At 38.0% G+C, this 21,665-nt stretch carries 16 protein-coding genes; 2 read left to right on the forward strand and 14 right to left on the reverse strand.

The features are described 5' to 3' along the window. Position 1: 1 nt before the first annotated feature. The 3 genes from IIC38_00645 to IIC38_00655 all read right to left on the reverse strand — a co-directional run bounded on the left by IIC38_00645 (position 2) and on the right by IIC38_00655 (position 4,511). On the reverse strand, positions 2-1,330 hold the full coding sequence (locus tag IIC38_00645) for an L-lysine 6-transaminase (GenBank protein MCH8124469.1): 1,329 nt from the start codon (positions 1,328-1,330) through the stop codon (positions 2-4). Between the two features lie 44 nt (positions 1,331-1,374). Beyond that, complete coding sequence (locus IIC38_00650; protein MCH8124470.1) at positions 1,375-2,862, reverse strand: aldehyde dehydrogenase family protein; 1,488 nt, start codon at positions 2,860-2,862, stop codon at positions 1,375-1,377. 260 nt (positions 2,863-3,122) lie between these two features. Continuing rightward, a complete protein-coding gene (locus IIC38_00655) occupies positions 3,123-4,511 on the reverse strand; it encodes an OmpA family protein (GenBank protein MCH8124471.1) in 1,389 nt (462 codons plus the stop codon). A gap of 254 nt (positions 4,512-4,765) precedes the next feature. On the opposite strand from IIC38_00655, the gene IIC38_00660 reads away from it, so the two are divergent. Then, positions 4,766-6,049, forward strand: a complete 1,284-nt coding sequence (locus tag IIC38_00660) for a tetratricopeptide repeat protein (protein ID MCH8124472.1) — start codon at positions 4,766-4,768, stop codon at positions 6,047-6,049. A 49-nt stretch (positions 6,050-6,098) separates the two neighbouring features. Here IIC38_00660 and IIC38_00665 read toward each other — a convergent pair whose 3' ends face one another. From IIC38_00665 to IIC38_00715, 11 genes are all read right to left on the reverse strand, one after another. Continuing rightward, the gene (locus tag IIC38_00665) at positions 6,099-7,382 is read right to left on the reverse strand and encodes a glycine--tRNA ligase (protein MCH8124473.1); all 1,284 of its coding nucleotides are present in this window, start codon (positions 7,380-7,382) and stop codon (positions 6,099-6,101) included. Positions 7,383-7,409: 27 nt separating this feature from the next. Beyond that, the gene (recO, locus tag IIC38_00670) at positions 7,410-8,195 is read right to left on the reverse strand and encodes a DNA repair protein RecO (protein MCH8124474.1); all 786 of its coding nucleotides are present in this window, start codon (positions 8,193-8,195) and stop codon (positions 7,410-7,412) included. Between the two features lie 7 nt (positions 8,196-8,202). Then, positions 8,203-9,603 (reverse strand): magnesium transporter, encoded by a 1,401-nt coding sequence (gene mgtE / locus IIC38_00675; GenBank protein ID MCH8124475.1) that lies wholly within the window; start codon positions 9,601-9,603, stop codon positions 8,203-8,205. Further along, positions 9,555-10,349 carry a ribosomal RNA small subunit methyltransferase A gene (gene rsmA, locus IIC38_00680; protein ID MCH8124476.1) on the reverse strand — a complete coding sequence of 265 codons (795 nt, stop codon included), beginning with the start codon at positions 10,347-10,349 and terminating at the stop codon, positions 9,555-9,557. Before rsmA ends, mgtE begins: the two co-directional genes overlap by 49 nt. A 29-nt stretch (positions 10,350-10,378) precedes the next feature. Next, entirely contained in the window at positions 10,379-11,149 is a 771-nt protein-coding gene (locus IIC38_00685) for a TatD family hydrolase (protein ID MCH8124477.1), read from the reverse strand. Further along, on the reverse strand, positions 11,149-13,224 hold the full coding sequence (gene metG, locus IIC38_00690; GenBank protein MCH8124478.1) for a methionine--tRNA ligase: 2,076 nt from the start codon (positions 13,222-13,224) through the stop codon (positions 11,149-11,151). Before metG ends, IIC38_00685 begins: the two co-directional genes overlap by 1 nt. A gap of 23 nt (positions 13,225-13,247) precedes the next feature. Further along, positions 13,248-14,405, reverse strand: coding sequence for a DNA polymerase III subunit (locus tag IIC38_00695; protein MCH8124479.1), 1,158 nt, complete (start codon positions 14,403-14,405; stop codon positions 13,248-13,250). A 12-nt stretch (positions 14,406-14,417) separates the two neighbouring features. Next, positions 14,418-15,584: a peptidoglycan DD-metalloendopeptidase family protein gene (locus IIC38_00700; protein MCH8124480.1), complete on the reverse strand. Its 1,167-nt coding sequence runs from the start codon at positions 15,582-15,584 to the stop codon at positions 14,418-14,420. A 158-nt stretch (positions 15,585-15,742) separates the two neighbouring features. After that, complete coding sequence (locus IIC38_00705; protein MCH8124481.1) at positions 15,743-16,936, reverse strand: anhydro-N-acetylmuramic acid kinase; 1,194 nt, start codon at positions 16,934-16,936, stop codon at positions 15,743-15,745. Continuing rightward, positions 16,923-17,900, reverse strand: a complete 978-nt coding sequence (locus IIC38_00710) for a hypothetical protein (GenBank protein MCH8124482.1) — start codon at positions 17,898-17,900, stop codon at positions 16,923-16,925. The genes IIC38_00705 and IIC38_00710 overlap by 14 nt, the downstream gene beginning before the upstream one ends. A 161-nt stretch (positions 17,901-18,061) precedes the next feature. Then, a complete protein-coding gene (locus IIC38_00715) occupies positions 18,062-18,631 on the reverse strand; it encodes a biotin transporter BioY (GenBank protein MCH8124483.1) in 570 nt (189 codons plus the stop codon). A 74-nt stretch (positions 18,632-18,705) separates the two neighbouring features. Between IIC38_00715 and IIC38_00720 the strand changes: the two genes are divergently transcribed. Beyond that, positions 18,706-21,384, forward strand: a complete 2,679-nt coding sequence (locus tag IIC38_00720) for a patatin-like phospholipase family protein (protein MCH8124484.1) — start codon at positions 18,706-18,708, stop codon at positions 21,382-21,384. Positions 21,385-21,665: the final 281 nt, after the last annotated feature.

Here is a 21,665-nt window from a genome sequence, read left to right on the forward strand (position 1 = left end):
ATTAATTTAATACAGCATGAATCGATTTGCTTAATACTTCGATTCCTTCATCGATTTCACTTTCCGAAATTATTAAGGATGGACGAAATCGTATCGATTTTATACCGCTTTTTAGAATCACCATTTTTCGGGAAAACGTCTCGTTAATAATTTTATCTCGTATTTCCCGTGACGATAATTCGAAAGCTAAAAACAGACCTCTGCCGCGAACATTTGAAACTAGTTCCGGAAAATTCCCAACCAGGTTTTTTAATTTACTAAGAAAATATTCTCCCTGAATCGCGGCATTTTCAACGAGATTGTCTTGAGTAATGATCTCTATGTACTTTTTACTGCGAACGATATCAACAAAGTTACCGCCCCAGGTTGAATTGATCCTGCTCGACTCCTGAAACACATGGCCTTCTATATCATCGATCCTTTGGGATACAACAATTCCACAAACCTGTATCTTTTTACCAAAGCACAAAATATCCGGTTCTATACCAAAGTGTTCAAAAGTCCACCACATCCCGGTAATTCCGGCACCGGATTGAATTTCGTCAAAAATCAACAAAATATCATTTTGATCACATATTTGTCGCAAACTTTCGAAAAATTCCTTGCGAAAATGGTTGTCCCCTCCCTCTCCTTGGATCGGCTCTATGATAATTGCTGCAATGTCATCCGTGTTTTCCTGAATCGCATTTTTAATCTGATTTATACTTTCTTGTTCAAGTTGAATCACCTTATTCCTACTTTCCTCATTCAATGGAAAAGTGATTTTAGGATTTAGAACTCTGGGCCAATCAAATTTGGCAAAATACATGGTTTTACGTGGATCTGCTGTGTTCGTTATGGAAAGAGTATATCCACTTCTGCCATGGAACGCTTCTTGAAAATGTAAAATTTTTAAACCCCGCTCTTCTTTATAACCTTTGGCAAAGTTCTTTCTTATTTTCCAATCGAATGCTGTTTTTAATGCATTCTCAACAGCAAGAGCGCCGCCGGAAATTAAAAAAATATATTTGAATACATCTTTTGGTAAAGTGTTTTCAAAAAATGTTTCTACAAATTCTGCAAGTTCCGTTGTATAAAAATCAGAATTGGAGGGCTTCTGAGTTGCGGCTAATGCAAGCTTTGACTGAACATCCGGCATACACATTTGGGGATGGTTAAATCCCAATGGATTACTGGCAAAAAAAGTAAAAAAATCCAAATAACGATCGCCACTGCGGGCTTCTACAAGATAATTGCCACAACTGTTTCTTAAATCGACTACAAAGTCATAGCCATCTACCAACATGTGCTTACTTAAAACACTCATTACTTCGGATGGCTTGATTTCCATTACAATCTCCTAAGAACAGATTTGATGTGTCTGCTTTCTTATATTTATCGATTATCAATTTGGGCTTTTTGTAATTTATTGCTGAAGTCCACATAACATGTTTTTACTTCGGAAAAAAATTCGTAAACCTGCCAGCCGCCTTCTCTATGGCCATTGCCTGTTGCCTTTACACCACCAAAAGGCATATGGCATTCAGCGCCAATCGTCGGCCCGTTAATGTATGTAATTCCGGCTTCTATGTCTCTCATCGCTTTGTATGCTGCATTGATGTCTTTTGTATAAACCGAAGAAGAAAGCCCATAAGTGGAATCATTCAGAACATCAACACCTTCATCGAGAGATGAAACTTTCAAAACAGATAAAACCGGTCCAAAGATTTCTTCCTTGGCTATTCTCATATCCCTGCTAACATCTGTAAATATTGTGGGTTTGTAGAACCATCCCTTTGCTAAACTTCCCAGATTTGCTGTTTCTCCTCCGCAAAGCAGTTTGGCACCTTCGTTTTTTCCAATTTCAACATATTTACTTATAATTTCAACCTGGGATTGATTGATAAGAGGACCTACTTCGACAGACTCATCAAGACCATCGCCAAGCTTTAAGTTGTTTGTCCTTTTCACCAGCATCTCTAGAAACGAATCATGAATTTTCTCATCCAGAATTAGTCGACTGGTAGCAGTACAACGTTGTCCGGTTGTTCCAAATGCTCCCCACAAAACACCTTCAAGAGCTAATTCCAGGTTGGCATCTGCCATAACAATTTGACCATTTTTTCCACCCAACTCCAGGGACACGCGTTTTAATTGAAAGCCTGCATTTTGATTTATGGATTTACCAACTTTTGTCGAGCCGGTAAAAGAAATCAAATTAATAACGGGATGATTCACAATGGGATTGCCAACTTGCGATCCCGTTCCATGCACCAAATTGATAGCGCGTGGAGGAACCCCCGCTTCTGCCAGAATTTCAACAAAAAGAGTCGCTGTCGCTGGCGTATCTGATGCCGGTTTAAAAACAATCGTATTCCCACAAGTTAATGCTGGAAAAATTTTCCATGTTGGTATTGCCATTGGAAAATTCCAGGGTGAAATGATCCCTGCTACACCAATTGGAATCCGGGTAGTCATATTGAATTTATTGGGTAATTCCGACGGAACCGTGCGGCCAAATAAACGACGACTTTCACCAAAGGCATAATAAGCGGTATCTATCCCCTCTTGTGTATCTCCTCTGGTTTCGGCCAATATTTTTCCCATCTCACGAGTCATTAGCCTGGAAATCTCTTCTTTTCTAGCAGACATAATATCACCGGCTTTTTTCATAATCTCCCCTCTTTCGGGAGCAGGCACTAGCCGCCAACTATCAAAAGCTTTCCTTGCAGCCTCAACCGCTTTGTTAACATCCTCTTCATTTGATTTGGGAAAAACGCCGACTATTTCATCCCAATTAGCCGGATTTCTGTTTTCAAAAGTTTCCCCGGAAAAGGAATCCACCCATTCACCGCCAATAAAGTTTTTGAACTGTTTAGTCATTCATTCTCACCTTTTACAAAAATTGAAACACAATATATCAATAAAATGTATAACCACAAAGGATATGAAAGAATTGATGAAATGTCAAGGCAATGTACTTGCTACAACCCCTTCCCTCAAGATCAAAATTCCCCTCCTTATTAAGGATGTTTTTAGCTGAAAAGGAAAACCCTTTCTTCCGTTTATCGCCATCTATTTGATTTTCAAGAAGTAAGGAAATTTGAAGTGTTTTGATTGCTAGCAGACTAAATAAAGTTAACTCATTTAGTTCGGGCAAATTCAATTCTTCTGTTGGCTGCCCTGCCTTCCGGCGATGCATTTGAAGCAATTGGATTTGATTCTCCATACCCAACGGCTCTCATCCTTTCCGCTGCAATTCCCTTTTTAATAATATAAAGTTTTATAACATCCGCTCTTTGCTGTGAAAGTTTTAAATTGGCCGTCCAATCACCCGAGCTATCTGTGTAACCACGGATTTCGATTTCGATTTCCTGATGATCTGTAAGGGTTTGAAAAACAGTGTCAAGAACGATGAATGATGCAAATGTAAGCCGGGAGCTGCCACTTTCAAAATTTATTCCCTTTAGAATGATCGGCGTTTCTTTGGTCAAGATTTCCGGTTTTTCATCAGGGCAACCATCACCATCTTCAAATCCATTCATGTTCTCAGCTTCGTTTGGACATTTATCCTTATCATCTTCGATACCATCCCCATCATTATCTGGATCAGGACAACCATCATCGTCTTGAAAATTGTCTATATCTTCCGCTATATTAGGGCATTTATCCCTAAGATCAGGTATTCCGTCCCCATCATTGTCGATGTCCGGACAACCATCCTCGTCTTGAAATCCATCCAAATCTTCAGGCAAGTCAGGGCAACTATCAAGTTTGTCGAGTATTCCGTCTTCGTCATTATCTAAGTCAGGACAACCATCTAAATCTTTGTAGTTATCATAATCCTCCGCTGCATCGACACAGAGGTCCCATCGATCAAAAATACCATCTCCATCGGTATCCTTATTGGGATTATTGAAAAATGTCAGTCCTATTCCCACTTCTGCAACAGCTCGATTGTCATCTCCCGTTCCAATTGTATCTTCATTACCTTTTAGTAAATAATGAATTCTTGCAAATAATGATGTACTAATTCCAGCCGATAGAAATTTTTCAACTCCGACTCCAACTAAAACGGATACATTCGTTGTCCTTCCATTGATGCTCTCACCCTGATCCCAAACAGATTCTGTCCCTCTCATATCCCGAACATCCCAATTCAATATACCGCCACCAAAAGTAAGAAAAGGGCGAAAGCTTTTGTTTGGATCGGGCAACCAATCTAAACTTAATGTTACCGGATAAAGTAGCGTTTTAAAGTTACCCGTGGGCTGGAATTGAGAACCATTCGGATCGCGAGGATAAACCCAACCATATGCTCCATTAAACTTAAGAGTAAATTTTTCAGATATTCCGTAAGAAATTGAAATTCCTCCCCATTGATCTATCGTACTATGGTCTACATCACCCAAAATCATCTTCACGCCAGAAGCATACGCTCCAACTCCCAAGTGGCCTTTGGTTTCCTGAGCTTGAATTAAACTGTGCCATCCTAAAGAGGTTAGTAGCACCAATGAAAGTGAAAACTTCATCCTGTTCTCCTTAGTATTGTTGTACTATTAGAATCCAGTTGTGTTACTATGTATCAAAAAATGAAGCATAATTCAAGGAAATATTAACTTAGAATTCTTTTAACTGCCTACATTTCAGCCAAATAAATCGTTTCTACTTGATTGTAGAATTTTTGGTACATATATTGTAGGAATTTGTAATCAGTTCATACATAACGAGATAAATGTTCAGATGAAATGAATAATATGAAATGAATAATTTTTAAGGAGTTACTATGAGAAAGTTAATATGTATAGCAACATTAATGTTGCTTGTAGTTGGAAACGTATATGGGCAATATAATAAAGGCGCCGGTATAAACTTGGGACAGAATTTTTTGTTTGGAGATTCACCTGTAACTGATACCGGTTTAAGACCAAAAATTGAAGCTTATACTTATTATCAGTTTTCTCCTAGGTTTACTATAAAATTTCAAGCAGGCTATGGAGAAATGAAAGCTGTAATTAATAAAAGCACTTTTAAAACAGCCATGATTCCTATTGAGCTGATAGGTAGCTATGCTTTAAAAGACTCGCCTACTTTTCCATTTTTACACGCCGGAATAGGACTTGTGAATATTAAAAATGTCGGAACACCGAATAATTATAATTCAAAATTTGTGAGCCACCTTATTGGTGGTTTAGGAATGAATATCGCAATTAATCCTAATTTATCTTTTTTGATTTCTAGTGATTTTCGGTATATAAAAAATGATATGGTCAACGGAATAGATGGCGGCTTTTTCACCGATGGTTTTATTAGTTTTCAAACAGGATTGGCTTTTAATTTTAACAAAAAGAAATATAAGAAAAAACAGGAAATTATGCCGAGATCTGATGTGATTGCCGATGCAGAAATACCCGAAGCAATTCCACAACCCCAAGATAGTGATATTTACCAGGATATGATAAAACTTCGGTCTCGCATTGACCGGTTAGAAATAGAAATTGCACAAAAAACAAACCGAATAAACCAACTTGTCACCAATATAACCAGCAAAGATAAAAACATTAATAAATTGGAAACGCAAATTGCTGAATTAAGAGACACAACTCCTGAAGTACAGCCTTTAAAACGACCTGAAACACAAACAGTTCAAGCCTTGCCTGCAAAGATTAATAAATTCGGTACCTCTCAAGTGAAACAAAAATATGATGTGGCTCTTGCAAATTTTAACGATCGAAATTACAATGCCGTTATCATAGGTTTGTCCGATCTACAGGAAAAAAATTCCAACCATTCACTCGCTAGTAATTTTGCTTATTGGATTGGCGAGTCTTACTTCGCATTGAAAAATTATAGTGAGGCATTAAAGTCTTTTACAAAAGTAAATACTTTTAAATATTCATCAAAATTAGATTACGCCTTGTATATGGAAGGGCGATGCTATTACAACATTGGAGATAATAACAAAGCTGCGCAGATATTCGGGGAATTCTTACAAAAATATCCATCAAGCGGACTATCCGCAAAAGCTGCTAGTTACTTACAAAAGGCTCAACAAAGAATAATTTCATAATCATTTAAGAAAAAATAAAAAGCCTGATTCGAAAACTCAATCAGGCTTTTTATTGTAATTTATCTTTAAAAAACACTTTTAACTGATCAATACCCACCCTTATTTGCTCCATCGTATCCCGATCTCTAACCGTAACTGTCTGGTTTTCAATAGACTCTGTGTCAACTGTTACGCAGTAAGGCGTTCCTATTTCATCTTGCCGTCTATATCTACGGCCAACTGCCCCTGATTCATCATAAAAAACTGTCGTATGATTTCTTAATGAGTCGGTAATCTTCCGAGCTATTTCAGGCATGCCGTCTTTTTTAACGAGGGGAAAAACACCTACTTTTATCGGGGAAATGTGAGGAGAAAATTTCAACACAACTCTCCGGTCTCCCTTCACTTCTTCTTCCCGATATGCATCGATAAGTGTGGTCAGTAATGTTCGATCACATCCTGCAGAAGTTTCTATAATATATGGAACAAAACGATCACGAGTCGCTTCATTAAAATAAGACAGATCTTTCCCTGAAAATTTGATATGCTGCTTTAAGTCAAAATCCGTTCGGTTATGAATTCCCTCAAGTTCTTGCCAACCAAAGGGGAACTCATATTCGATATCAAAAGCCGACTTAGCATAATGAGCAAGCTCGTCTGCATCATGTTCATGAAATCTCAATTTGTTTTCAGTAATACCCAAACTTACATACCAGGACATGCGTTCCTCTTTCCAATAATTCATCCATTCCTGGTCGTTCTCCGGTTTCACAAAATATTGCATTTCCATCTGTTCAAATTCACGCGTGCGAAAAATAAAATTTCCCGGAGTGATTTCATTACGAAAGGCTTTGCCGATTTGACCAATTCCGAAAGGTACTTTTTGCCTGGACGATTTTTGCACATTCACAAAATTAACATAGATCCCCTGGGCGGTTTCCGGACGCAAGTAAATAATACTTGAGCTGTCTTCCACGGGGCCAATATTTGTTTTAAACATCAAATTGAATTGGCGAGTATCCGTTAATTCTCCACCACAGTTCGGACATTTTTCACCTTCCACCTGGTCTTCTCGAAAACGCTTCTTACAATTTTTGCAATCTACCATAGGATCGGTAAAACTATCTACATGTCCGGATGCCTCCCATATTTTGGGGTGCATTAAAATGCTGGCATCCAATCCTTCAATGTCTTGCCTGGAAGTAACCATGGATTTCCACCAAAATTCCTTGATGTTCTTTTTCAATTCTACGCCCATCGGGCCATAATCCCAACAACTGTTAATACCTCCATAAATTTCGCTTGATTGGAAAATAAATCCCCGTCTTTTACATAACGAAACCAATTTATCCATGATCGTTTCAATTTTTTTTGCTGACATTCAAACAGCTCCTACTCTATTTTCATTGGGCCTAGAAATTTTTTTAAAAAATCTTAGTGCCTTTAATTCTTTTATTCCCTCAACATGATGTTGTAAAAATCGCCATATAATATACTTAACTTCACTTAGGATAGCATCTTCTATTCTTTTGTCAACTAGCTGAATTGGGGTGGAATCACGTAATTCCAAAATCAAATGAATACATTCTATTGAAATTTTTATAACTCCCTCAGTGCCAAACTTACAATTCGAACAATAATAACCACCAAGAGAAAACTTGAATCTCACGGTTTCATTGGCCGGGAATTGCCCACATTTTAAACAGCGTCGAAGTTTCGGCCTAAATCCTGAAGTTTCCAACCAACGCCAAACAAATTGATATAGAATTAATTCCGGGTTGTTGGCTTTTTCAATTGATGTGAGTGTTTCCACAAAATATGAATATAGTTGGGGATTTGGATGCTCTTTCATTTCTAATTGATTGACGATCTCCGCAGCTGCCAAAGCTAAAGAAAACCGTGAGATATCACTTGAAAAGTAATGAAATGACTTAAAAATATCCGCCTGGGAAAGCGTTTGTAGCTCTCTGTTTTCTTTTAAATAATAAACCAATTGAACTTGATGTAAAAGATCTATGGCGCCGCCAAATTTACTTTTAGGGCGACGAGCTCCTTTTGCAATCAAAGCAACTTTTCCATAATCTTTGGTATAACAAGTCACTATTTTGCTGGATTCAAGGTAATCTTGCGACCGAATAATAATACCCTCTGTTTTAATGATGTTCATAAAATCATTAACTAAATTGGGTTAAGTAGATTGTGATCATTCCAAAATAAATTAGCACCCCTAAAATATCATTGCTTGTTGTAATAAGTGGACTGGTTGCTATGGCCGGATCAATATCCAGTCTTTTTAACACAAACGGAAGAATCGTTCCGGTAAGAGCCGCATTAATAACGACAACAACCAATGCGAGAGCAATAACAAACCCTAATCTAAAATCATGAAACCAAAGGCCGGAGATTAAAAAAATCGCTAGTGCAAGTGAAAAACCCAGTAGCAATGCAACCCATAATTCCTTACGCATTCTTCTTCCTGTTTCCAACATGCCAATTTCACCGGTGGTTAATCCACGAATGATAACAATCGCTGACTGGTTTCCAACATTTCCGCCAATTGCCATAACAAGAGGAACAAAAAACACAATATAAATCGCACGAGTTAAAGACGTTTGAAACTGGCTCATCAAAAATCCTGAAACAATTTCTCCCACAAAGGAAATCGCCAACCACGGTAATCGAGCGCCTGTGATACGTAGTATAGAGGTCTCCTGAATGTCAATATCTGTAATACCGGCTATTTTCTGAACATCTTCGCTCGCTTCATCTTCAATCACATCAACAATGTCATCAATGGTTATTCGTCCTACCAGTTTCTTTTCATCATCAACAACCGGGATAGAAATCAAATCATATTTCTTGAATAGTTTCGCAACTTTCTCCTGATCGATGCTTGTACTAACGGAAATAACATCTTCATTCATAATATGTTGAACTTTTACGCCTGGCCGGGCCAATAATAGTTTTTGCAACGGAACAACCCCATTTAACACCTCAGAATCATCGATCGCAAAAACATTGTAAATTTCATCGACTTCTTCAGTCCTTCTTCGAATCTTCTGAATTGCCTGATCTACGGTCAGTTCTTTACTCACCGCGACGAATTCTTTAGCCATGATTCCGCCGGCAGTATCTTCTTCGTACAAAAGAAGTTCCCGAACTTCTGCGGAATCTTCTTTGTCAATGGAATTAAGAATTTTCTCAGCAACCTCTTCCTTCAAGCCGCTGATAAAATCCGCTGCATCGTCAGAATCCATCTCCTTAACAATTTCTGAGATTCGGGCTGTGTCTGCTTGAGCCAAATACTCGGATTGCATCGGTGGGTTCAGTTCAAGTAGTGTTTCGGAAACAACATCAGGTTCAAGAAGATTGAATAAATAAGTTCGCTCGTCCCGATTTAGGTGCCGCGATAATTCGGCAATATCGGAAGGATGCAAATCTTTTGCGATGTTCAAAATAAATCCGTCAGCCTTTGAACCAATCAAATCCTTTAAATCATCAAGTGTTGATTCGATCCATTCGGGATTTAATTTTGGATCATCTTTTGGTGCAAGTGTTGGCTCAGTATTTTCCATTCTTTTACTGGAACCTCCTCGGCTCTACGATGAAATTCAAATGGTTGATTTTCAAAATCATCTTGGGAAAAAAGAGATTTAAGAGAATTTGTCAACAGTTTCCTTCGCTGGTTGAATGCTTTTTTAACCACCTGTTGATAGGTTTGTAATTCACAACCAAGATTAACATTTTTGCGGCATTCAAGAGTAATCACCGCAGAATCCACTCTTGGTTTTGGTCTAAACACACTATTCGAGACAACAAACCGTTTTTTCACTGAATAAAATGTTTGAACCAATACGGATAAAATACCATAATCTTTATTTCCATGAGAAGCGACAATTCTTTCCGCTACTTCTCTCTGAACCATGAAAACAGCTCTCCTTACTTGTGGATATAAATCAATCAATTTAAACAATACCGAGCTTGTAATATTATAAGGCAAATTTCCCACCCACTTTAACTCCTTCTTCACAAAATTCTGTTTTTCCAAAGTCCAATCTAAAAAATTTTGATGAATAATATTTATGTGGGAATACTTTTTTAATGTATCATTAAGATATTCAACACACCGTTTATCTATCTCGATTGCATATACCGTATTCTTGAGTTCAAAAAAAAATTGGGTCAGGATTCCTTTTCCTGGTCCAATTTCAATGAGTACATCGTTCGGAGAAATATCAAGCAGTGAAATGATCTTACTAGCTATATTCCGATCTATAAGAAAATTTTGACCCAGTGATTTTTTTGGAATGATATTCTCCATCTGCTGATTCCATAGTTTAATACAATCTTTCAGTTTTTTAATTTAGGAAACAAACAAAATGCATGATCCGTCGTTATGCGGCCAACTTCTTCCACGGTTATATTTCTAAATTCCGCTTGTTTTTGGGCAATTTCTTTCACAAAGCCCGGTTCGTTTCTTTTGCCTCGATATGGAACCGGCGCCATAAAAGGTGCATCTGTTTCCAATAATTGATCGCTTAGCTTAACTGCTTTTGAAATCTCTGCCGTTTTGGAGTTCTTAAATGTTATCGTTCCTGTAAATGATACCGAAAATCCCAAATCTAATACTTCCCTGGCCGATTTTTCATCTTCGGAAAAGCAATGGAACACCCCTGTTACATTTTTAAATTGTTTTTTCTTCACACAATTAATCAAATCGGCATATGCCTCACGGTTGTGAATAATCACGGGTGTTTTTGTAACTTTGGCCAATTCCAAAAATTCCATAAATACTTGTTTTTGTGTGTCCCGGGGGGCATAATCCCAATAGTAATCCAATCCTATCTCGCCAATCGCTACCACTTTTTCATGATCCATTAATTTTTCAAATTGATCCATTTGATTGTTGTTGTAACTTTTAGAATCTTGCGGATGTGTGCCGACTGCGGCATAAACCGATCCATATCTTTCCGCAAGCTCAATGGCATACTGGCTGGTTTGGAGATCAAGACCCGGGACGATTATCTTACCGATTCCGGACTCTTCTGCCCGCAAGATTACTTCATCCAGATCCTTTTGAAAATCTTCTAAAGTCAGATGACAATGTGAATCAATAAGCACTACTTAACTTTTGATCCCGGTTCAATATCGCGGTCTAAAATTAGCAAAGAAATATTATCTTCACTTGAGGCAGCCAAAAGCATTCCCTTAGACTCAACACCTCTGATAACTGCTGGCTCCAGGTTCGCTACTACCACAATGTGTTTTCCAACCATCTCCTCCGGCGAATATGCCTTTGCCAACCCGGCAACGAGCTGACGCTTTTCTGATCCCAGATCAATCTGGATTCGCAGCAACCTATCGGTGTTTTCTACTTTTTCTACTTCAAGTATTTTTGCAACTTTTAAATCCAATTTACTGAAATCTTCATATGAGATAAATTCCATCAGTTTTTCCTTTGTTTTTTCAATCGCATCTTTGGGTGTTTCCTCTCCCGTAGCGGTTTGAGTCAATCGTTCGATTTCTTTTTCAATAACTTCGTCTGAAATTTTGGGAAAGAGGATTTGGGTGCGGCCCAATAGATGTCCCGTTCGTAACGTTAATTCACCAAGATCGTCCCAATTTTGTTTCTCAATTCCTCCGTTTAAGTTCATCATTTGCCAAATTCGAGCAGCACTAAATGGAATAAACGGGCTACTGACTATAGCTAATGTCTTTGTGAGTTCCAGGCATAAATTCAAGGTAGTTGCACAACTCACGGGATTTTCCCGTCTTGTAAACCATGGCTGTTTGTCATTAAAATACTTATTTGCAAACCGGGCCAAATCCATCATCGCTTTTACAGCAGGACGAAATTGAAACTTTTCTAAATATTCTCCAACTTGAACGGGTAATTCTTTCATTGCTGTTATAGCTTGTTTATCCAGTTCGTCCAGCTCCGAACGAATTGGAACTCGCCCGGAAAAATATTTTTCAATAAAAGTTAACGTTCTATGAACAAAATTACCGAGTATATCTGCTAGTTCAAAGTTGTATCTGGATTGAAAATCCTTCCAGGAAAAATCAGAATCTTTAGTTTCTGGTAAAAGCGAGATTAACGAATAGCGCAAGGGATCCGGTGGAAACCTGGTTAAATAATCATCCAGCCAGATGGCATAGTTTCGACTCGTGGAAATTTTACTGCCGGCAATATTCAAAAATTCGTTTGCCGGAATCTCAGCAGGCAAGACGTATTCCCCGCGCTGCATTAAAACTATAGGCCAAAAGATGGCATGAAAAACAATATTATCTTTACCGATAAAATGAACCAGTTTAGTGTTCTGATTGATCCAATAGTCTTTCCATTTTTCAGGATTACCGCTTTTCTTGGCCCATTCCTTTGTCGCAGAAATATACCCGATAGTAGCCTCAAACCAGACATACAACACTTTCCCTTTCATATTCTTAAGCGGAACCGGTATTCCCCAATCCAGATCTCGGGTGATTGCCCGATCTTCCAGTCCCTTTTCAAACCAGCCATTACAGTAATTTATCACATTGTTTTTCCAATGGTTCTTTGATTTTATCCATGCTTGGATTTTATCCTGAAATTTACCTAAGGGTAAGTACCAATGTGTGGTTTCCCGAATAACCGGCGTTTCCCCGCAGATGGCACAATGAGGATCTATTAATTGCATGGGTTCCAGCCATGTGCCGCAAGATTCACATTGGTCCCCTCTTGCCCCATCCTTTCCGCAATTAGGATTTGGACACACACCCTCAACATAACGATCTGCCAGAAATCGCTTACAACGCTCACAATAAAACTGCTCTTCGGTTTTGGTAATCAAATCGTTGTTTCTGTACAAGTGCAAAAATATTTCCTGGGATGTGCGATGATGGACTCTTAGCGAGGTTCGCGAAAAATTATCGAAACTGATGCCAAACTGTTCGAAAGCTACTTTATGGTTCTGATGATAAAAGTCTACAACCTCTTGTGGTGTAATACCCTTTTTGTCCGCTGTAATAGTAATCGGTACACCATGTTCGTCTGTCCCACAAATAAATATGATATCCCGGCCTTTTAGCCTCTGATAACGAACATAAATGTCTGCTGGTAAATAGGCTCCGGCAATCTGGCCAATATGAAGCGGACCGTTAGCATAAGGTAGGGCGCTTGTGACTAAAATTCTCTCATTTAGTGTGGCTTCGATCATTGTTTTCGATCTCGATAAAATAGCTATGCTGCAACTTGCTGAAGCTCAATTAAGTCGTTTAAATAATTAATAAAAATAAGGTCAATGTAGATATTTCTATCTACTAGTTCAATATAATAATCTGTCTTTTCCAGGGCTTTTGAAATTTTGCTTGAATTATAAATAGTGAGTAGTTGATCGAGCTTTTCCGGTTCGTCAGCATTGAATAACAAATCATTTGACGAGCCTGTTTGATAACTCAAAATCTGAACATCTCGCAACCAACTTATTGCACTTAAGAAAAGCTCTCTTATTTCGCCACGGTTTTTTCCTCGCGTGAGTTTACCGATCAACTGGAACCTCTTGTTGATATCTACTTGTTTTACGGTCAGCAATAACTGCCAGGCTTCATCACGCAACCGATAAAAATCGACTTTAGTTAGATCCATAGCTTTTCTAAAATTGCCCATGGATAATCTGGAAATTATTGCACTTTTATCTTCGCTAATTCCAAGTTCTAAACATTTTTCTTTAATTTCGTCTCTTCTCAACGGCGAAAACTTGATCTTCTGGCAACGGGAAAGGATTGTCGGTAATACCTGGTCTAACCTTGATGTAGTCAAAATTAAGATTAGATTTTCGGGTGGCTCTTCGAGTAATTTCAATAGAGAATTAGCTGCTTCCATCCTCATTTTTTCTGCTTCGGATATAATAAACACTTTCGTTTCTGCATTGAATCTTGTAAAACTGGCTAATTTTTTTAATTCGCGGATCTTGTCTATCAATATTTCCGAACTTGATGAGTAAGAAGAAGATAAATACGGATTTTTTGAAAGTTTTTGTAAATGTTCAATTGTTTCTTTTTCTGCCAGGTTTTTGGGACCGGAAAAGACAAACTTGAAATCGGGATGTGTTAGTGATCCGATTTGCCTGCATGCGTTACAATTCTGACAGGGCTTTTTTGACTCCGCCCAACAATTGATTGCTTTTGCGAATTCTATGGCTGTAATATTTTTACCGCATCCTTCCGGTCCGTAAAATAAAAAGGAATTAGCCAAGCGATTGTTTTCTATGATTCTTGTAAGGATAGCTTTTACCCTGCTTTGCCCAATAATCGAACCGAAATCTATTTTATTTTCAGAATCATCTGATGCTTTTGTTTTCTTTACTTCAGCGGGAATATTTGTGAATAAATCATTCATTATACTATTCATTTATAATTGACGCGATACAATACGTCTATTTTTCGTTAGCCATTTTATAGGATTGATGGGCTTATCACTTTGTCGGATTTCAAAATGAAGCATTGGTCCGGAATCGGATTCACCAACCCTTCCAATTAAATCTCCCGAATATACTCTCTGGCCATATCCCACCGATATCTCAGATAGATGGGTATAAACCGTGTAATAATTGCCGACATGCCTGACCATAATGACATTACCCCGCCCGCGCAACCAGGTGATTACGCTAACCACTCCTGGAAATACAACTCGGACCTCATCTCCAACCGGGGCTCGAATATCTACGCCATCATTTTGATAATGAGTATTGGTTACCGGGTTTTTAATCCGGCCGAATTGCTTAATAATTTTACCGCTAACCGGCCAAAAAAGCTTTCCTTTTGTCGTTGCAAAACTTCTGCCTGTAAGGGGTGGTAAAACGGAATCTCTCACTAGGAACCGCTCAATCTCCTTGGCTGCAAGCTTATATTCTTCTATTCTTTGGGCTATGAACCTGGTATCGTTGCGAACTGTCGCCAGAATATTTTCTTTGTCCGATTTTTTCGATTGAAGTCTAGATTCTTCTGTGTTCTTTTCGGCCAGGATCTTTTCATGGGCATCTAACTTAGCTTTATTTAGTTTATTCGTATGTTCGATATCTAGCTTTTTATCCTGTAGGCTTAGTACGCGACGCTTGTCGGCTTCTGTGACTTTTTGTATATATTTCACCCAGACAATAACCTGGTTAAACGACTTTGCTGTTAACAAAACCTCCAGATCACCAAGCTTCCTTCGTTTATAGAAATTAACCACCCGGTTGGAAAATATTGCCTTTTGTATTTTGAATTCATCTTGTAAACCCAGGAGTTCATTATTGCTGGCGACAATGCTTCGTTTTAATTGAATTTCTTCATGCCTTAGCTGCCGGGTAAACTTATGCATCAAATTGATTTCCCGGTCTATTACCTGTAGCTGTTCTAATGTTGACATTTCTTTCTGTTTCTGATCTTCCAGCTTTTGCCTGTATTTGCTGAGCTCCAAACGTATACCTTCCAACCGGGAGTTTGGAATTTTATCCTGCGCTTTGGATTGAAACGAAAAAAAGGCGACAAATGACAATATTAATATTAAATTTTTTATTAATCTTGTAATTTGCATGATCATTAAAATCAAAATATATACTTAATCAACTTATTTATATTAAAACTCTGCGCTTCTTTGTGCACTTTTAATCATAAATTGCAAGCCTAAAGGATAGCGGTTTACTTAAAAAATATCCAGCAAAAGGTGATGGATCATGGCGGTTGAATTACAGTTCAGTTTAATGTAGGCAAACAAACCTTCCCTAATATAGCATGCACCCGAGCTCCAGTAGCAGAAGGCACGTTATTGGGTTTTCCCAGCAAAGTAAAATATGCAAGGATTGCAAAGCAGGCTGCTTCTTTAATGTCTGGATCAATTCCAATAATTTCTGAAGTCAAAATCTCTGAGTCCGAAAAATAACTCTGTAATCTCTTCATTAAAAATTGGTTTTTCACTCCCCCACCGCTAACGAGGATTTCATTCCACTTTTTTTGTTCTTGTAAATTATTAATCGCATAACTAATGGTTTTTGCTGTAAGTTCGGTAACTGTGGCCAATACATCCAAATGAATAATTCTTTTCTTTTCTATCCTATCCCGTGCTTTTTCCAAAAATGTCGACAAAAACAATTCTCTACCGGTTGATTTGGGCGGAAATTTATAAAAATATGGCTCCTCCAGTAACAACTCTAATAAATCGTCGTGTATCTTACCTGATTTTGCTATTTCGCCATCCTTGTCGAACGGCATTCTAAAATAACGGTTTGCAAAATAGTCAATCAAAACATTTCCCGGTCCAGTATCAAAAGCCACGATATTTTCAGGTTCAACTTTTACTGGCAGTGAGGTTATATTAGCGATCCCGCCAATATTCAAAACGATCCGGTTCTTTTGTGGATGGATAAAATACAAAGCATCAAAAAAAGGAACAAGTGGTGCACCCTCACCGCCCAAAGCCATATCTGCGATTCGAAAATCTCCCACTGTTAAAATTCCGCAACTATTAGCAATAATCGCAGGATCACCAACCTGCAACGTTCCGGCTTTGTGCTCCTTTGCTTCCTCTCTTTTTGGCAAATGGATGAGGGTGTGTCCGTGGGATCCGATAAAATCAATGCTTTCAGAGTTTATTTTTTTTTCTCCGAGAAATTCTAGCAGGTAGTCCGAAAAGAGAAAACCAAGTTCAAAATTTAATCGACAAATTTCTTCTAATGAACTTTTGTTGGGAAACATGTTCCTTAAAATTAATTCCTTGATATTTGGTGCATACGTTTTTGTATCAAATGATAGAACTTCAAATCCCGGAGGTCCATTTGAAGTTGACTCGATCCGGAGATGAACCATGTCAAGGCCATCGACAGATGTGCCGGACATTAATCCAATGGCTTGAACAATTTTTTTGTTTTTTAAATTCTCAAGCCATTTCATTGGATGATTTCAAATTAGACAAAATTTTATCCGTGACTTTAATCTTTAATTTTTTTAACCCCAATAAAATAGCCCCCTTGACCGGTTCTAGTTCCGGCTCGTGAATATTAATCAATTTAAAATGCTTTCCCAGGTAAGATTGCAATTTCGGCATTACCTTTTCCTTCTGAAGAAAAATAGAACCTACCGTTGCAACTTCTATAGAACCCTCTAATTTTCCCATTTGCCTTGCTATCGAAAGTATTAAATTCCCCAATTCCTCGATTGACCGCAATATGATTTCGTTTGCGATTTGATCGCCTGAAGCCGCTTCACGAAATACCAACGGAGCAATATCCGCTATCTCTTCCTTTACTCCCTCTTTTGCTTTATAGATTCTCGGAATTATCTCATGTATAGATTCTACTTTAAAATGATTTTCCAAGCAACTGCGTAATTTTGTTGATGGTCCCCGGTGATCATAATCTTTGAGTGCGGCTATCAATGCTTGTTGGCCTATAAAATAACCACTTCCTTCATCGCCTAATAAATAGCCCCATCCTCCGGATCTAAACAATTGGCCTGAGTCGTCTACCCCAAAACAAATTGACCCGGTTCCGGATATAGTAATGATACCTTCCCTTCCGATAAATGCCCCGATCAGTGCAACATATGCATCGCTGGTAACAAAAACCTTATTCTCAAACCCTAAAGACTCAACTGCTTTTTGTGCCCTTTTTTGATCTGGTTCCCGTCCTGCTCCGGCAAGCCCAAGCGACCAAAACACAATTTCTTCTGGTTTAAGTTTTCGTTTTTCAATAAAACTCGTAACTAAAGTTGAACAAACTTCTTTGACTCCTGTTTCTCCAACAACTAATATGTTAGATGGACCCGCTTCGGTGGTGCAGATTGTTTTTCCGTCCAGATCACTTAAAACCGCTTTTGTTTTAGTTCCCCCGCCATCGATTCCGATTAAATATTGCATAATACTCTAAACTAAATAATTCAACAGCGGATAACACTGAAAAAAGTTATAAAGCCTGTCTTTTATCTTGATTTCCTTTTGGAGGGTTCTAATTACTTTGTTGTTTTAGCTTATTGTTTTGTACAAAACATTTTCAGTGTTCTTCGATCAAAAAGGGAAAGCTAAATCAAATTTCCTTTTTTCATATGATTGGTTATCCAGGCCGCAACCATTGCTTTTATCAGTGCTCCCGGTATAAACATAACAAAACCTACCATCAATGCTTTTTTTAGTGGGAGATGATTCCCCATATATAGCTTTGAAATTAGCCATAAATAAGGGACTCCCAAACCAAAAATCCAAATTTGCCCAATAACATTAATAATAAAAATCCTCCTAAAACTCTTTTTGTTTTCTTTTTCTCTGTCTATCCTTTTGCCGACCCAATAGGCACATATTGGAAACGAAAGTAAATATCCAAATGTGGGGGTAAAAACAACTCCCAAACCTGATGTTCCGGCAAAGACCGGAAAGCCGATTAATCCTAAGGCGAGATATAACAACATGCTATAACCGCCCCAAATAGCGCCCAATAAATTCCCCGATAATAATACAAATAACGTTTGCAACGTAAAGGGAACCGGAAACATTGGAATACGGATTTGTGCACCCACCGCAGTTAACGCAGCCATAAAACTGGAAAGGATTAATAATTTTAGCGGTGTGTTGACACCGGATTTGATTATATTCATAGAAATCTGTTGAAATTTATGTTGTTTCGTTACAAAATTAAGGTTTAATCCAAATCAATTCAACTGGTATACCATTGCTTTTAACAATCAAAATATTTTCTTTAACCCAGCAAAAACTTAATTTTTGGGTTAGCTCAGCACTTTTAGGGATTATCTTTCTCTTTCACACCACCGATGTCGGTGCATTTCAGCCCAGTAAAATTTCGCTGCCTACAAATTCCAAAAGCTTACAAACGGAGCTACTTTTTCCTCGTTATAGAAATTTAGAACCCAGAATTGCGTTGGTTCTTAGCGGCGGTGGTGCCCGGGGTATTGCTCACATCGGTATATTAAAAGTTCTTGAAGAGAACAATATCCCGATTCATTATATTGCCGGAACAAGTATGGGTAGTATTGTGGGAGGACTATTTGCTTCCGGGTACTCGGCTGACGAAATTTGGCAACAGTTGAGCAGCATTCTTTGGCAAGAAATCATCGAAGATAAACCACAACGAACAAGCCTGCTCTTTTCAAAAAAACAATCCGAAAACCGTCACTTGCTTCAAATTCGTTTAAAAGGCACAAAACCCTATATACCCCCGGCAATTTCTCCTGGCCAAAAAATGTATAACCTGCTTTACCAGTTGGTTCTCAACGCGCCATATCATGCAACAAATAATTATGATAACCTGAAAATACCCTTCCGTTCTGTTGCAACTGATTTAATCCGTGGAAAGACTGTTTTGTTTGATCATGGAGATCTTGCTCAAGTGATGTTGGCAAGTTCGGCCATTCCATTATTATTCTCTCCGGTTTCGATAGATACCTTCCTGCTTGTAGATGGCGGCGTTTTAGCAAATATCCCAGTTCCAGGAATAGTAGAATTTAATCCTGATTTGATCATTTCTATCGATACGACTTCTCCCCTTCGACCAAAAGATAAAATCCTTTTACCCTGGCAATTAGCCGACCAGGTTACAACCATTATGCAAGTCAGCCAGAAAAACAAAGCAAGAAAAGAGTCGGATATTGTAATAACACCAATTTTAAGGAATCGTACGAATACGGATTTTGATAGTCTCGAAATCGTTTACCAAGCCGGTATTGATGCATGCCGGAAATCTATCGGGACAATCAAAAAGGCAATTCAAAACATCGTAACAACCGAAAATTTTCTAGATAAAAAATATTACATTGCCAACCTCACGGTTAACGGCTCACACAGTTTTGAGAAAAATGGTTTTTTACCGGAAGTCGGGACCTCCGTAGAAAAAAACAAACTCTTAGATACATTTCAATCTCTATATAATTCCGGTCTTGTTGATTCCGTATACGGTTTGGAAGTAGATTCAAATGCGGTTGAAATCTTCGTTACATTTTCTCCTATTTTAGAAGAAATAAAATTTACTAACAACCAACAACTGTCAGATAGTCTTCTCGCTTCGATAATGAGAAACAAAAAGGGTAAGTCATTTAATATTCACACATGGCAGCTGGATCGTGAAGACATTTTAAAACTCTATCGAAAGAATGATTTTCCACTAGCCAGAATTTATAAGGAAACTTTGGATCGTTCTTTGGGCATTCTTTCCATCTTTATTGATGAAGGAAAAATCGAATCCGTCAATTTATCCGGAAACAAGAGAACTCGTTCTTCTATTATTCTGAAGGAATACGGTTTAAAAAGGGGTGATTATTTTCGTAACTCCTTGTCCCTTAAAGGGGTAACAAATCTTTACGGAATGGGGCTTTTTGATCGTGTTCAACTTGAATATACCTGGCGTAATGATAAACTTTATCTAAATTTACGCGTTGGAGAAAGACCGTCAACTTTAGTAATTTTAAGTTATAATTTCAGCAAGGATTACGAATTTCAATCTCTTTTTCAATGGCTCGATCACAATCTTTTCGGACTTGGTAATCAAATTAAGATCGGTGGAATTGCCGGAAAAAGACACCTTTCCGGAGATTTAGAAATTCAGTTTAATCAAATATTCAACTCAGATTTTTCATTTCAATTCCATAATTACTCTTTTCAAAAACGATTGTATGCTTTTTCACAAGGAGATATTTCCGGTGAGTATAAAGAACAACGCACCGGACTTCGTGCTTCATTTGGAAAACAGTTAAGGCGAGACGGCCTTTTGTCAACCGAATTCAGCGTAGAAAAAATTCGGCTGAAACCTGTCTTTGGATTCGGTTTTCCTGATTATAAGGACACCCTTGTTAGCCTAAAATTACAGTGGGTTGTTGACTCACTTGACAAATTGCCCTTTCCCAAAAATGGAAGATACAATCTGTTTTATTATAAAATGTCCCCCCAATTTTTTGGTAATAGAAAATCGTTTTTTAAAATCTATTCCAGGTTCGAATCTTACTATAGCTTTTTAAAACGATGGACCGTTAGTCCAAAAATTGTTTGGGCTGCTGCGGAGAATACGACACCCTTCCCGGAATTTTTCGATATGGGAAACAATGATCACTTTTATGGGTTTCGTTTAAATGAACTTCGCGGCCGGAGATTAATCCGAGCGAATTTGGAATTGCGCTATTTTATGCCGAGTAAAATACCAATTGATACTTATTTCTCTATTCGATACGATTTGGGGGCAATATGGAAAAACAGTTCAGATCAAATTGTAAGCAAGGATTTTATATCTGGGATTGGCGCTAAAATTTCTTTCGATTTAATCCTTGGTATCTTTTCTTTCAGCTATGGTGAAAATTCGAAGAATGGAAAAGACCTTTCTTTTGATTTAGGCTTTCAATTTTAAGACAGAAACGGCAATTCTTCAACTATAAATAGTACTGATTCATTTTGAAAATTCAATTTCTTTTATGATCGTTGTATTGAAGCTTTATCGTAACATTCTGGTAACTTCTATTTATTAAAAACAGCTTCTTTTATAGGTAAAAGTAGATTCTCTACGACGGAAAGTCCCACAATTTTTTTGAATGACATATTCTAGCTCTTTGGGGGGAATCCAATGCACTCTCGATAAACAACTGTATTCTCCGCGAACTCTGCATTAATATCTCGGTTCCTGAGAAATAC

It is taken from the genome of candidate division KSB1 bacterium, assembly GCA_022566355.1.
Lineage (GTDB): Bacteria > Zhuqueibacterota > JdFR-76 > JdFR-76 > DREG01 > JADFJB01.

Coding starts and splice junctions, on each gene's coding strand:
- IIC38_00695 (MCH8124479.1), bottom strand. CDS start 14,405: ATGAATGATTTATTCACAAATATTCCCGCTGAAGTAAAGAAAACAAAA.
- recO (MCH8124474.1), bottom strand. CDS start 8,195: ATGAACATCATTAAAACAGAGGGTATTATTATTCGGTCGCAAGATTAC.
- IIC38_00715 (MCH8124483.1), bottom strand. CDS start 18,631: ATGAATATAATCAAATCCGGTGTCAACACACCGCTAAAATTATTAATC.
- IIC38_00710 (MCH8124482.1), bottom strand. CDS start 17,900: ATGCAATATTTAATCGGAATCGATGGCGGGGGAACTAAAACAAAAGCG.
- IIC38_00665 (MCH8124473.1), bottom strand. CDS start 7,382: ATGGATAAATTGGTTTCGTTATGTAAAAGACGGGGATTTATTTTCCAA.
- IIC38_00650 (MCH8124470.1), bottom strand. CDS start 2,862: ATGACTAAACAGTTCAAAAACTTTATTGGCGGTGAATGGGTGGATTCC.
- rsmA (MCH8124476.1), bottom strand. CDS start 10,349: ATGGAGAATATCATTCCAAAAAAATCACTGGGTCAAAATTTTCTTATA.
- IIC38_00705 (MCH8124481.1), bottom strand. CDS start 16,936: ATGAAATGGCTTGAGAATTTAAAAAACAAAAAAATTGTTCAAGCCATT.
- IIC38_00645 (MCH8124469.1), bottom strand. CDS start 1,330: ATGGAAATCAAGCCATCCGAAGTAATGAGTGTTTTAAGTAAGCACATG.
- IIC38_00655 (MCH8124471.1), bottom strand. CDS start 4,511: ATGAAGTTTTCACTTTCATTGGTGCTACTAACCTCTTTAGGATGGCAC.
- IIC38_00700 (MCH8124480.1), bottom strand. CDS start 15,584: ATGCAAATTACAAGATTAATAAAAAATTTAATATTAATATTGTCATTT.
- mgtE (MCH8124475.1), bottom strand. CDS start 9,603: ATGGAAAATACTGAGCCAACACTTGCACCAAAAGATGATCCAAAATTA.
- IIC38_00660 (MCH8124472.1), top strand. CDS start 4,766: ATGAGAAAGTTAATATGTATAGCAACATTAATGTTGCTTGTAGTTGGA.
- metG (MCH8124478.1), bottom strand. CDS start 13,224: ATGATCGAAGCCACACTAAATGAGAGAATTTTAGTCACAAGCGCCCTA.